Genomic DNA, 12,007 nt, shown 5'->3' with positions numbered 1-12,007 from the left:
GTAGCTAAATTATTATTGTTGTGCATGGGGAAGGTTTAATGGATAACTATATATATGCAGAGATAAGGTTGGCTGGATACAATGCTAGCAACCCGATACTGGTTGAGAGCAAGGTTGAGATCAGTAATGGTGAGGCTGGTTTAATCGCAGGGCCCTCCGGCTCTGGTAAAACAGTATTCCTCCTCAGCATAACCGGGGTGCTCAAACACTTCTTTAACGGTGTGGTTGAAGGCCGTGTAGACATAGGTGGATTAAACCCATTGAGTTACAATGACTATATTAGCTTACCGGGGAAACTTGGCTTCCTGATGCAGGATCCTGAGAGACAAATCATCTACCCCACCCCGCTTGATGAAGTAGTGGCACTGCTGGAGGCCCGGGGATACAGCTATGAGGAGGCTCGCAGGAAAGCATCCAATATTCTAGAATCTATGGGGTTACTGGATAAGGCTAATGAACACGTGGAGAATCTATCAGGAGGTGAGAAGAAACGCTTAGCAATAACCCTTTCAATAGTACATGACCCCGGGATAATACTACTTGATGAGCCCTCAGCCAGCCTGGACCCTGAGGGAATAAATTTCATTAGAAAACTCATCATAGAGAGGAAGAATAAGGGCTGTTCCATACTCCTCACCGAGCATAAGAAAGGTTATTTCATAGATGTCATCGATAAAAACTATTTGTTAATTAAGCAGAGAATAATACCGCTCAACGAGATAGATGTATTAGACTATGAGAAACCGCCACCCTGTAAAAATGGTGGCACATTGGCTGGCGAAGTAATCCTGGAGACACGTGGACTGGATATAGGGTACGGTAAACCCTTAGTGAGGAACATCAACATCTACGTGAGGCGGGGAGAGGTGGTGGCTTTAGTTGGACCCAATGGATCGGGCAAGTCAACTCTCCTTAAAACACTAGCAGGTTTCCTCAAGCCTTTGGGTGGAGAGATAGTGAAACGAAATATAAGAATGTTCTATAAGCCACAGAACCCTGATCTCGTGTTTATTCATAGTAGTGTTGAGAAGGAGGTGAGGGATGTGGTACGTAGAACAGGTTTAATGACTGAGAACATCATCTCCATGTTTCCATGGTTCCAAAGCGTGAAAAACCTGCATCCACTCCGCCTGAGCCATGGCCAGAGACGATGGTTATCACTGCTTATATCATATGCATATGGTAAAGATCTCCTCCTCCTCGATGAGCCAACTACAGGGCTTGATTACACACTGTATAATAACCTGGTTAAAACCATTAGCGAGTTAAGGAGGAATCGCTCAATGATAATAAGCACGCATGATCCACGGCTCCTCGCTGATGTAGCTGATAGAGTGTATGTTATGAGGAATAACTATGTCGTGGAGGAGGAGAAATGCCGCGTTGTCGAATCAATGTATAGGGAAATAGGTGTTACCCCTTGATGAAGCCGCATGTATACTCAACATTCATCTACGCTACAATAATAACCCTCATGGCATTCATAATTAGAAACCCCAAATGGCTTATCATGTCATCGGTAATCAGCATCGTTATCTGCCTCATATATGGTGGTAGGAGAGTCCTCTACCTAATCCTATTGGTCTCAATTGGGTTAATCGGCGTATTCGTGAACGCATTGTTTTTCGCGAACATAGGAAAGGTTGTTGTGGAGACCGGCCCAATAATTATTAGAAAACATGCACTGGAGGAATTCATGGTGGTTGCACTGAGACTACTACTAATAGCTAGCGGGGGAGGCGTCTTAGCATTAACCCATAGTAGTAGCGAGATCGCTAGAGGGTTAGCAAGGGAACTCGGGCTCCCATATTACATAGTATTACCGATATTCTACGCCCTCAGATCCCTACCATTGATAAAGCAGGACCTGGATGAGATATTATTCATGCGTAAGCAAAGGGGGTATGGAAGAGTCCCCATATCTCCCGGCAGTATATCCTCCATAATAACGCCGTTGCTCTCAATAAGCTATCAACGAGCTGTATGGGGAGGCATAAGCGCCGAGTTGAAGGGTTTGAGGGGTTCAACCATATACAGGCATATCGAAGTAAATATCCTGGATATACTTCTACTCATCTTACTCATGATTTACATCATGGCGGCATTTATTCCCGGGTAGATTTACACAGCGCCTGTGTCAAGCATGCTAGTTTGAACACTTAATCCGTGAAACCCCTTAACTGTTTCACTAAGCGAGTCGGGTTCGGCTCTTCTTCATCATTTCCTCAGGTTCGCGGTTCCTCCCCATCGCTTCAGTATCAATGGTTCTAGAGCATAATATAGTTTGTCATGGAACACATGTCTATCCAGCTCTCTAGCCCGGTTAATACTTCTCTTACTTAGATACGCCCATAGCCTCTCATTCTCGAGAAGTGTCTTTACCTGAATAAAGGCCTCATCGATGTTTCCATATGGTGCTGCAATATTCCTATTGCCCAAAGCTATATCCACCCAGCTACCTGAGTCTATCGGTATCACAACGGGTGTCCCAGCTGCCATTGCTTCGACGATCGATATTCCAAAGTGTTCTCTAGGTGTTGGATGCATGTATACCATGGCTTTTCTATACAAGTCCACTAACTCCGTTCTCGAGATATTTACTTTGAACTCGACTATATCATCTATTCCCTTCTTAAATGCTTTTTCACGGAGTTCATCGTAGTAATCTCTATTATATTTAGAGAGTGCTCCAGCGATGACGAAGCGTGGTTTATTTTTCTCTCTACTGAATTTCCTAGCCACGTAGAGGATGTTCTCGACATGCTTCTCTGGACTTATACGTGTGATACTTAAGACTATGTACTCTCTCTCATTCCTTACTAACAAGGGCTCGCTCACTATGTCATCTATATTCACTGGCGGAGTGATCACATATGGGTCAATATTATAATATTTCTTGAAGAATGATGCTGTAAAACTAGAGTTAGCTATGTATATCTTAATCTTCTTCATCATAAATGGGAAGATCACCGAGTTTAATAGTGAATATGTTTTCCCAACTAGATTAAATATACCGTTTAAGCCAGGATAGTAGATATCATGGTTGAGAAACGATGGGTAATGTAGGTAGAGTACGTCGCTGTGCCCGGACAATATATCGCCACTGGTATTTATGGTGAGTAAGGGATCCCCCTCTGGATCACCTATCCCAATTAATCTTAGTTCGGGGTGTTTTAAACCATAGTGATCCGCTAGCTCCCTCAGCTTAGATGGGGTGTTTAGTGTCACGGAGTCTATATATACTGGAAAACCCCTCTCCGTAAAAGCTATAGCTGTTTCTAGTGTAACGTACTCGGAGCCGCCGGGACCCATTAGGTATGTATTGAACATGTGATGCCTTATTAGAATATAAGTCATTAAGTACTCGTTCCCCCACTACACTTGTTCAATTGCTCCAATGGATTCGCGCTTGGCATGACTATGGCACAGTACCCCGCCTCGATCAAGGCATTCCTAAGGCTCCAAGCATCTCCTTCCCTTGAAGCATCAATAACCACGAGCTTTGGCTCACCTCTTCTAACATATTCCACCAAGTCATCGAAATCCGCGTGATCACTCAACGCTACCAGGTACGTGTAGTCGTCTATTCTTCTAAAGGGCTTGTTAAACTCCCACCCACTCAGAACAATATGCAGCGCACTTCCATCGAGTCTCCTATATTCAGCTACATTCATGTGTTTGAAAATAACTGCTTTCTCCCCAGGATTTAGCCCGCGGAGCATATCTTCTTCATGTATATAATTTCCTATCTTAATCCCATACTTCTCCAGCACCCTTGTCGAATGATATATCTTGGAGGGTAGGATAAATGGTGCCTCAATACCCTTCTCCCTTAGAATTATCATTGCCTCCTGTACTTTCCCATGATACCCGTATACATAGACCCTTTTATACCGGTAGAGGCCTTCTTCAACAAGGCTCGCGAATAACTCTGGAACCCCGTCCTTGAATGGCCGCCTATAATTAGGGTTACCATAAGTTGATTCCATCACGAGTACATCCAGATCCTTCATCACCTGTGTTTTGCCGTCAAGTTTAAAATCACCTGTATAGCCAAGTCTAAGCTCCCTGTACTCAACGTACACTTGTGCAGCCCCCGGGATGTGGGATGCCTGAAACAGACAGAGGGTCTCGTTGTCATCAATGACCAGGCACTCCTTATAGTTCAATGGCTTCTTCTTTAACCTGTAGTATGGTAGTAGATATTTATCAACGTAGTTAAGGGATTCAATTAGATCCAGGGTGATTGATGTAGCGATTATCATCTTAGAGTATTTGATACTCTCCTCCAAACCCCCTAAATGATCTACATGGGCATGTGTAATCACTCTAACTGGTTTCTCGGCATATCCATCAATCGATATGTTTTCACCCAGTATTATGGCACCGTTCTCCCGTATATTAATGGATTCAAGTAGCCTGGCATAGTTACCTGTAGACAGCATGAACCAGTATCCCCGCTTACTTTCTTACTTCATCTGAGACAGGCTTCCAACTACGGGTCTTAGAGTCATATAGAATCATGTTATCCTCATATAAGGCTTTCCAGAGCAAATATCCTTTTTCACCAAGTATCTTCTTCAAGTCCTCCTCGGTATTAGTCTTGGCCTCTTTAAACAGCTTCTCCTTGAACTCATTCCAAAACTCGCTGTCGACAGCGATTCTCTCCTTGCTTAAATGAAGTACCACAGCCCCCATTCTCTCGAAGTATGAGAAAAGCCTGTCACGCTGTATTCTAGCTGGTAACATGCTTTCAAACACTATTTTGTCCTCGCGGAGCCTCTCTATCCCGGTCTTATATGGTTTGCCAACCTTACCTTCACCACGTGTCTCACCCGGTTTAGCACCCTCCTTACCCTCAATACTCTTTATCTTTTCCTCTAATTCGTCAACTCTTTGAATCAGCTCAGCCAGCTGGCGCCTCATGTTTTCAAGGGGTGCCAAGCCTTTATTGATTTCATCCTGGATGAATTTTTCGAGGCGGGAACGCATCCTCTCTAGTTCTTCCGCCCCGGTTTTCTCGGTCATCGATAATAGTTCCCTGGAAAGTACTTCAATGATGTAGCTTGAGACATCCTTGAAGCCTAGCTCTAAAGCCTTCTTCTCTAAACTCTTATAGAGTTCCTCGTTTATCAATATCCTTATCTCTCTCTTACTATCTCCACTCATGGTTTAAACCTGAGAATATATTATTTATGCCGGCTTTATATCAAGATACCTTATACCTTAAAACACTTCCCTAGAGCGATCATTCACCAGTCCTAAAATACCCTTAAACCATGGGAGAAATATTGCCTGATCGATGCTGGGTGATACTGGTTAGTAAGCCCAGTGAAATGGTGATGTATATATGGCTGATCTACTTGTATGGGAAAAACCCGACTTAAATACTTTACCCGGTGTAATTAAGAAGGCCATAGTTGAAGGGAGGGTAGTTATTATTATTGGCGAATGCAGCATTGAGTACGAGGGTAGAAGTGCATCTAGGCTTGGAAACGGTGAGAGGATACTGATTATAAAGCAGGATGGCTCCGTTCTAGTACATCGCCCCCAAGGATACTCACCCGTTAACTGGCAACCAGAGACATCAGTGATAGAGGTCTGGACCGATGACGAGGTTATAGAGGACAAGCGCACGGGTTGCAGGGCGTGCGTCAACGTGACTGGCTGCCCAACACTCTACATCGAGGACGGGAAGGCGAAGATCGTGGAGGACGACTGCACAGGCTGCGGTCTGTGCGCTAGGTTCTGCCCGTACAAGGCTATAGTCGAGGTGGGTGGGGCTTGAGCAGGATGTTCAACATCCTCATATCCTCGGTAGGCGGGCAGAGCGGGCTGACGCTGTCGAGGATAATGGCCGTGGCCGCTGTGAGGTAGGGGCTCAGCGCGAGGACCGGAGAGACGCTGGGGATGGCACAGAGGTTCGGCAGCGTTCTCAGCTTCGCGAGAGTCGGTGAGGACGCCCAGTCACCGATATTCGGTCCGGGCGAGGCGGACTACATCATCGGCCTGGAGCTCTTCGAGACTGTGCGAGCTACGAGGTACCTCCACGACACCGGAGTTGTCTTCGCAGCCGACGAGTACAAGCCGCCGGTCAGCGCCAGCCTCAGCCCTAGCCCGGCCTGAGCGATGGAGAGCGTCCTAAGGTCGCTGAAAGAGGTTGTGGGCGAGAAGCTCCTAGTGGTCCCCGCCAGGGACCTAGCAGTGAGGGCCGGCTCGGCCAGGGCCATTAACATGGTTATGCTGGGGGTCTTCAACGCGCACGCACGCCTCTTCGCCGACGACGTCGTGTACGAGGCTATCAAGAGCGTGCTCCCGGGGAGGGCGGGAGAGGTCTCTGTCAAGGCCTACGAGCTGGACAAGGCCTTCTACGCAGAGAGGGCTAAGAGCGCCTGACCCCGGGTGGTAGTGTCTGGGGATCAGGCTGTACATAGGTAGCGTGAACCCGTCTAAGGTGCGGGGGGTCGTGAGCGCCTTCCAGAGCTACTCCCCCGTCTCCGACGTTAGAGCAGTGAAGGTGGAGACCGGCCTGCCGCCACAGCCGATCGGCCTCGACGTGATCGTCAGGGGCGCGGAGCTGCGGGCGAGGCTGGCGATGAGCGGGGACTGCGACTTCAGCACGGGTATCGAGGCGGGTTTCTACAGGTTTGGCTCGACCTACTTCGACATCGAGGCCGCGTACGTCATCTCGAGGGAGCTCGGGGAGTCGCTAGGGTTCTTCCCCTCCTTCCCAGTCCCGACGTGGTTCGTCGACGAGATACTGTCAGGGAGGTTCAGGGAGCTGGAGGAGATCGTCGACAACCTCTACAAGACGGAGAACATAGGGGAGAAGATCGGCTTCATCTCGCTCCTGACCAGGCACGTCGTAGTGAGGTCCGAGCTGTCGAGGCTGACCACCCTGATGGTGTTGACAAAAATACTCAATAGAGAGCTGTACGAGAAAAGTGCCCTACGCTAGTCCCTTCTTCCTCCTCACGTACAGGTCTATCTCTTCCGCAGCCCTCTTCCCGTCTGCCATGGCCTCGACGACCGTCGACTCGCCTCTTATAGCGTCGCCCCCCGCGAACACGCCGGGCAGGCTCATCATGAGGTGGTCGTCTACGGCTATCGTCCCGTCCTCGTTGAACCTCAGCCCGCTCTCCTCCATGAGCAACCTGTTGGGTTCCAGCCCTATCGCTATAACCACCGTGTCCGCGGGGATCTCGACGTACCTACCCGTCCCGACGATCTTCTTCTTGCCCCTCTCGTCGAGCTCGTTGAGGGGCTCCATTACCTCGAACCTCACAGCCTTAACGAAGCCGTTCTCGTCGCCGAGGAACTCGATCGGCTGCAGGTAGTACTTGAACTCCACGCCCTCCTCTTCCGCGTGCAGCACCTCGTCCCTCCTAGTCGTCTTCAACATGTCCTCCCTGTCCCTCCTGTAGACGACGACCGGCTTGCTGCCCAGTCTCAGAGCTACCCTCGCCGCGTCCATGGCGGTGTTACCTCCCCCGATTATCAACGTGGTCTTCCCGACGCTGATCGGTGTGTCCCACTCTGGGAAGAGGTGCGCCCTCATCAGGTTGACCCTGGTGAGGAACTCGTTAGCCGTGTAGATGTTGTTCAAGTCGACGCCCGGGATGTTGAGTAGCTTGGGTGTACCGGCGCCGCTGCCAATAAAGACGGCGTCGTACTCGCTCAATAGCTCGCTCAGCAGCACGGTTTTCCCCACCACGTGGTTCAGCCTTATCTCAACGCCTAGGTTCTCGACCTTCTTGATCTCGTGGTCTAGGACGCTCCTGGGCAACCTGAACTCGGGTATCCCGTACGCCAGCACACCCCCAGGCCTGTGGAGGGCCTCGTATACGACGACTTCATAACCTCTCAACCTAAGCCAGCCGGCCGCTGACAGCCCGGCGGGGCCCGAGCCTACCACCGCTACCCTTCCCTTGACCCCACTGTTCTTAGAGACCATCTCGGCCAGGATCTTCTCGTCCAGTCCATTCTCCCTCGCGTAGTCTCCGACGTACCTCTCTAAGAGGCCGACGGAGACGCTCTCGCCTATCTTGGAGACTACGCAGTTGCCTTCACAGAACCACTCCTGGGGGCAGACCCTGCCCGTTATGGAGGGGAAGAGGTTGTCCTCGTAGACCTTCCTGGCGGCCGCCTCGAGGTCCCCCTTGACAATGTACTCTAGGAAGGCCGGGACTTTGACCCTCAACGGGCACGCCTTCGAGCATGGGGCGAACCAGAGGGGGCAGCGGAGGCACCTCGAGGCCTCTCTAACAGAAGTCTCGTAGTCGTAGCCCAAGACCACCTCGCCGAAGCTCCTCAGCCTCTCGCTTACGGGCAGGACCTTAGGTGTAAACCTCTTCTTGACCACTCGGGACAAGACAGCTCACCTCGCCAGGTACTTGTCCAGTGCGATCTTCTCGACCTTCTTGAACCTCGCGTCCCTCCTCAGGACGTCGTCCCAGTCGACCAGCCTGGCGTCAAACCAGGGGCCGTCTCTACACGCGTAGGCTATCACCCCGTTGTACCTGACTCTACAAGACCCGCACATCCCCGTCCCGTCCACCATTATCGTCCTAACGAGAGCGTAGACCCTCACGTCCAGCCCCGCCGTCGCCTCGGCGAGCTTCTTGAGGTTGGCCAGCGCACCCCCGGCGAAGACGGCCTTCACCTCCCTGCGAGCCAAGAGCTCCCTCAGTAAGTCGATGTAGTGCCCCTTATACCCGGCCGTGCCGTCTAGTGTAGTTATGAAGTACTCGTCAACATACTTCTTGGCCAAGTACTTCTCGGGGTACACCTCCTTCTCGGTCTTGAAGGTCTGGATCGATATCACCTTGTTGCCCAGCTTGGCGAGCTCCTGGGCGAGACCCAGCTGCTCGGCGTGGCCGCAGACAGCGTCTGACGCCAGCACGACTGTCCCGTAGCTCTCCAGCTTCAGGGGCCTACCTAGAGGGCCCGCTACAGCGTACAGCGAGCTCCCCACCTTGAAATCTCTGTAGAGCTCAACCGAGGTCTTTCCTAGCTTCTTAATGAACATCCCCACCCTACCACCGTTAATAGTTGCGACCGATATGGGGACGCGCTCACCCCTCTCGTGGGTCATGATTATCACGAACTGGCCTGGCCTCCAGTGCCTGGAGACGTGGGGACTCTCCACCTCAAGGTAGTAGTCCTGCTCGTTCAGGTCTTCCTTCATTGTCACACGGAACATGTTAACACCCCTTTCGTTTAACCTACCTAACAATTACCATTGGAAGGATATATAAACGAATATGTAGTAGACGTTCGGCTATGTACACCGCGCTCTCGAGTCCGGGGTAGGGCTTAGCCGTGTAGTAGCGGGTGAGGGGGTGTGCGGTGAGCTCGGAGTGTTGCGAGGAGCTGGTCTCGGAAGCCAAAGAACTGGTCGTGAAAGCCCTCCACGACTACTTGTCGTCTCGTTGCCGAGCCCCCGTCTCGGCTGTGGAGGTAACGGGGCAGAAGAGGGTGACCATATCGCTCCGCGGGTAGTACAGGCGTTTCACTCCTACAGCCGACTTCGATAAGTTGAGCCGGGCCCTCAAGTACTTACTCAAGTGTATGCCGGTGGAGGAGCTGAGAGCCCTCCTAAGGGCTGTGGAGGTCGGTGCGAGCGGGAAGGAGTACTACGTCGTGGTCGAGTCCGCTACACTGAGAGAGGTTTGCCGTAGCCTGGCCGGCGTCCTCAGCCCCTTACCCACTCTGTCCACGGTGTAGAGCAGGATGGCCTCCCCCACGAGATGGTGAACGCGAGGAGGGGTATGCTCAGGCACGTCACGGCGTAGCCCGTCACCGTTAGAGCCCACAGCGCGGCCGAGGAGCCTATGTAGGTTGCGAGGAGGCCGCTGAGGAACCTGAGCAACGTCCCCACGAACTCGCCGAGGCCTATCAAGCTGACCATGACCTGCGGCGTCTTCAGCGACTCTAGGAAAGCCCCGCTGACGCTCCTGTCACCCTCATAGACCATGTTGGCCATTGGCGACACTAGGCTCGGCAAGATGAAGACCAGCAGAGTCCTCCTCAAAGCATGCCCTCCCCCCGCTTGTATTGTCCGCCCCAGTAAATAACGGTTAGCCCGGAAGTAAAGGGGGCTACTTGCCCAGGGCGGCCCTGGCCCTTTCTACGAGCTCTCTCATTAACTTACTGAAAAGGAACCCACGCGCTCTCTTGCGGGCGTTTCTCGACATCTCCTTCCACTTCTCCTCGTCTTTCAACAGCGCTTCTATAGCGCTCGCCGCGCCGTTCACGTCGTCGGGGCCGTTGACGTGTACACCGTCTACCCCGTTCCTCACTAACCACTTCTGCCCGTACACCGCCGAGGTCACCACTGGGACCCCGCCGTACATGAACTCGAGCTGTGTGAGACCGAAGTCCTCCATCAGCGACATTATGATGTTCAGGTACGAGGTCTTGACCAGCACCACCTTCTCATCGTCCCTCAACTCCCCTATCAACACAATGTTCCTCAGGCCTCTCACAGCCCTCTTCACCTCCTCCCACTGGTCTCCCAGTCTACCAGCTACCACGAAGAAGACGTCCCGCCTGTCCTTGAAATGCCTCGCGATCTTTGCAACGGCCAGGGGGTTCTTCCTGTACTCGACAGTCCCCAAGTAGGCGACTACTCTGGCGTCCTCGGGTATCCCGTACTTCTCCCTGAAAGACCTCGCATCAGCCCTGTCCACGAGCTCCGCGAAGTCGTCGAGGCCTCCTGGGAACAAGTGCATGAAGTCCGGTGAGGCGCCCATGGTGACCATCTCCTCAGCTTCAAGGGGGGTGAGAACTATGATCATCGAGCTGGCCTTGAAGATGGACGGTAGTGCTGTCGTGCTCCAGGCCATCCTGTAGGTCCTCTCTACGAGGGAGTACCTGAGAGAGTCGGAGGGCTGGTAGTGGCTCATGTGGCCCATGACTGTCGGGGGTATACTCTCGCCTAGGCTCTTCATGAGCTTCTTCCAGAGCTAGTGGAACCTAACTTCAGGATACTGGAGGATGAGAAGAAGCTTGGTTCCGGTCAAGCAGATATATATGGGGTAGATGGAAATGGCCGCCCAGTTATAGTCGAGTTAAAAAGGGTTCCCGCATCGAGGGAAGCTGTTCTCCAGCTATACGGTTACGTGAAATCATATGAGGCAAAATACGGTAGGAGGCCGAGGGGTATACTCGTCGCGCCATCATTCTCACCCTCAGCCATAGAGGCTTTGTAGAGACTACAGCTAGAGTATAAACTCATGGATCTCCGAGAACTATATAGGCTGGCTCTTAAGAAAGGATATAGAAAGAGCATCTTAGATTATGGTAGAAAACAGGTTTGAGGATTATGTGGGAGAAAATAAAGAACGATGCCATGCTACGTGATTCAGATATGAATAGAGGTTTAGATGATGTGGTGAAGTATAATGTAACAGCTTCATCATATGATGAACTATATCGCGGCGAGCAGTATAGTAAGTATAGTGTATTAGTTGAAATAGTTAATGGAAAACTAGATTCATCCCTGGTACTCGATGCAGGATGCGGTACAGGGCTATTACTAGAGTATCTCGGGGAGAATAACATCGATAAATATAGGAGATATATATGTTTAGACCCGAGCACCGGTATGATAGAGAGACTTGCTGAGAAAAACATTGATCACCGTGTAATACCAGTAGTAGGTTACGCTGAGGAGATACCGGTTAGGGATTCAAGCATCGATATAGTTGTCTCGATCACTACATGGGGCAATATAGCTGATAAGGAGAAGGCCGTTAATGAGTTTATTAGGGTGACCAAGGAAAACGGGTTAATAGTGGTCTCTAAACATTTAAAGCATAACACTATTCCTCCCTCATCGATAAACAAATGCTTCAAGGAGGTTGCTGTCCACATAGATGTATTCTACACGTGTAAACCAGTAAATAAGGCAAGCAGTGGATAATGGGCGTTATCTCCACTGGAAAATACTTTTAAAGACTACTAAGTTTATATACACCATTGTATTAAACTAGTAATACATGGT

The 12,007-nt window shown here is 50.7% G+C and carries 13 protein-coding genes and 1 pseudogene; 7 read left to right on the top strand and 7 right to left on the bottom strand.

Annotated features, from left to right (window positions below; genetic code table 11):
- Positions 1-38: 38 nt before the first annotated feature.
- Positions 39-1,424 (top strand): ATP-binding cassette domain-containing protein, encoded by a 1,386-nt coding sequence (locus tag SPHMEL_RS01680; RefSeq protein ID WP_042667014.1) that lies wholly within the window; start codon positions 39-41, stop codon positions 1,422-1,424.
- Positions 1,424-2,119, top strand: a complete 696-nt coding sequence (locus tag SPHMEL_RS01675) for an energy-coupling factor transporter transmembrane component T (protein WP_042667902.1) — start codon at positions 1,424-1,426, stop codon at positions 2,117-2,119. Before SPHMEL_RS01680 ends, SPHMEL_RS01675 begins: the two co-directional genes overlap by 1 nt.
- A 98-nt stretch (positions 2,120-2,217) precedes the next feature.
- Here the strand turns inward: SPHMEL_RS01675 and SPHMEL_RS01670 are convergent, their stop codons facing one another.
- The 3 genes from SPHMEL_RS01670 to SPHMEL_RS01660 are packed head-to-tail and all read right to left on the bottom strand — an operon-like array spanning position 2,218 to position 5,169.
- The gene (locus tag SPHMEL_RS01670; protein ID WP_042667012.1) at positions 2,218-3,357 is read right to left on the bottom strand and encodes a glycosyltransferase; all 1,140 of its coding nucleotides are present in this window, start codon (positions 3,355-3,357) and stop codon (positions 2,218-2,220) included.
- Positions 3,357-4,445, bottom strand: coding sequence for an MBL fold metallo-hydrolase (locus SPHMEL_RS01665; RefSeq protein ID WP_051400977.1), 1,089 nt, complete (start codon positions 4,443-4,445; stop codon positions 3,357-3,359). Before SPHMEL_RS01665 ends, SPHMEL_RS01670 begins: the two co-directional genes overlap by 1 nt.
- Before the next feature lie 16 nt (positions 4,446-4,461).
- Positions 4,462-5,169: a hypothetical protein gene (locus tag SPHMEL_RS01660; protein WP_042667011.1), complete on the bottom strand. Its 708-nt coding sequence runs from the start codon at positions 5,167-5,169 to the stop codon at positions 4,462-4,464.
- A 181-nt stretch (positions 5,170-5,350) separates the two neighbouring features.
- Between SPHMEL_RS01660 and SPHMEL_RS07480 the strand changes: the two genes are divergently transcribed.
- The 3 genes and pseudogenes from SPHMEL_RS07480 (at position 5,351) to SPHMEL_RS01645 (ending at position 6,958) form a co-directional block, all read left to right on the top strand.
- On the top strand, positions 5,351-5,788 hold the full coding sequence (locus SPHMEL_RS07480) for a 4Fe-4S binding protein (RefSeq protein ID WP_042667009.1): 438 nt from the start codon (positions 5,351-5,353) through the stop codon (positions 5,786-5,788).
- Between the two features lie 101 nt (positions 5,789-5,889).
- Positions 5,890-6,396 (top strand): annotated as a pseudogene (locus tag SPHMEL_RS01650) (2-oxoacid:acceptor oxidoreductase family protein); the annotation flags it as partial.
- A 43-nt stretch (positions 6,397-6,439) separates the two neighbouring features.
- Positions 6,440-6,958: an inosine/xanthosine triphosphatase gene (locus SPHMEL_RS01645; RefSeq protein WP_269479111.1), complete on the top strand. Its 519-nt coding sequence runs from the start codon at positions 6,440-6,442 to the stop codon at positions 6,956-6,958.
- Here the strand turns inward: SPHMEL_RS01645 and gltA are convergent.
- The 4 genes from gltA to SPHMEL_RS01625 all read right to left on the bottom strand — a co-directional run bounded on the left by gltA (position 6,950) and on the right by SPHMEL_RS01625 (position 10,952).
- Positions 6,950-8,362, bottom strand: a complete 1,413-nt coding sequence (gene gltA, locus SPHMEL_RS01640) for an NADPH-dependent glutamate synthase (RefSeq protein WP_012607771.1) — start codon at positions 8,360-8,362, stop codon at positions 6,950-6,952. The two genes, SPHMEL_RS01645 and gltA, sit on opposite strands and share 9 nt — an antisense overlap.
- A gap of 15 nt (positions 8,363-8,377) precedes the next feature.
- On the bottom strand, positions 8,378-9,202 hold the full coding sequence (locus SPHMEL_RS01635) for a sulfide/dihydroorotate dehydrogenase-like FAD/NAD-binding protein (protein WP_232216712.1): 825 nt from the start codon (positions 9,200-9,202) through the stop codon (positions 8,378-8,380).
- A 492-nt stretch (positions 9,203-9,694) separates the two neighbouring features.
- Positions 9,695-10,033, bottom strand: a complete 339-nt coding sequence (locus tag SPHMEL_RS01630; protein WP_156915409.1) for an MFS transporter — start codon at positions 10,031-10,033, stop codon at positions 9,695-9,697.
- A gap of 67 nt (positions 10,034-10,100) precedes the next feature.
- The gene (locus SPHMEL_RS01625) at positions 10,101-10,952 is read right to left on the bottom strand and encodes a glycosyltransferase family 4 protein (protein ID WP_232216711.1); all 852 of its coding nucleotides are present in this window, start codon (positions 10,950-10,952) and stop codon (positions 10,101-10,103) included.
- 18 nt (positions 10,953-10,970) lie between these two features.
- Here SPHMEL_RS01625 and SPHMEL_RS01620 point away from each other — a divergent pair, with 18 nt between their 5' ends.
- Complete coding sequence (locus tag SPHMEL_RS01620) at positions 10,971-11,213, top strand: endonuclease NucS domain-containing protein (RefSeq protein ID WP_232216710.1); 243 nt, start codon at positions 10,971-10,973, stop codon at positions 11,211-11,213.
- A gap of 113 nt (positions 11,214-11,326) precedes the next feature.
- Complete coding sequence (locus SPHMEL_RS01615; protein WP_042667898.1) at positions 11,327-11,926, top strand: class I SAM-dependent methyltransferase; 600 nt, start codon at positions 11,327-11,329, stop codon at positions 11,924-11,926.
- Positions 11,927-12,007: the final 81 nt, after the last annotated feature.

This window comes from Desulfurococcus amylolyticus Z-533 (genome assembly GCF_000513855.1).
GTDB lineage: Archaea > Thermoproteota > Thermoprotei_A > Sulfolobales > Desulfurococcaceae > Desulfurococcus > Desulfurococcus amylolyticus.
The sequence above is the reverse complement of the archived record's forward strand: the minus strand, read 5'-3'. Positions and strand labels throughout refer to the sequence as shown.

What these genes read in the sequence shown, in the direction of transcription:
- SPHMEL_RS01660 (WP_042667011.1), bottom strand. Translation starts at nt 5,169, where the DNA reads ATGAGTGGAGATAGTAAGAGAGAGATAAGGATATTGATAAACGAGGAA.
- SPHMEL_RS01665 (WP_051400977.1), bottom strand. Translation starts at nt 4,445, where the DNA reads ATGCTGTCTACAGGTAACTATGCCAGGCTACTTGAATCCATTAATATA.
- SPHMEL_RS01625 (WP_232216711.1), bottom strand. Translation starts at nt 10,952, where the DNA reads ATGAAGAGCCTAGGCGAGAGTATACCCCCGACAGTCATGGGCCACATG.
- SPHMEL_RS01675 (WP_042667902.1), top strand. Translation starts at nt 1,424, where the DNA reads ATGAAGCCGCATGTATACTCAACATTCATCTACGCTACAATAATAACC.
- SPHMEL_RS01670 (WP_042667012.1), bottom strand. Translation starts at nt 3,357, where the DNA reads ATGACTTATATTCTAATAAGGCATCACATGTTCAATACATACCTAATG.
- SPHMEL_RS01635 (WP_232216712.1), bottom strand. Translation starts at nt 9,202, where the DNA reads ATGTTCCGTGTGACAATGAAGGAAGACCTGAACGAGCAGGACTACTAC.
- SPHMEL_RS07480 (WP_042667009.1), top strand. Translation starts at nt 5,351, where the DNA reads ATGGCTGATCTACTTGTATGGGAAAAACCCGACTTAAATACTTTACCC.
- SPHMEL_RS01680 (WP_042667014.1), top strand. Translation starts at nt 39, where the DNA reads ATGGATAACTATATATATGCAGAGATAAGGTTGGCTGGATACAATGCT.
- SPHMEL_RS01615 (WP_042667898.1), top strand. Translation starts at nt 11,327, where the DNA reads ATGTGGGAGAAAATAAAGAACGATGCCATGCTACGTGATTCAGATATG.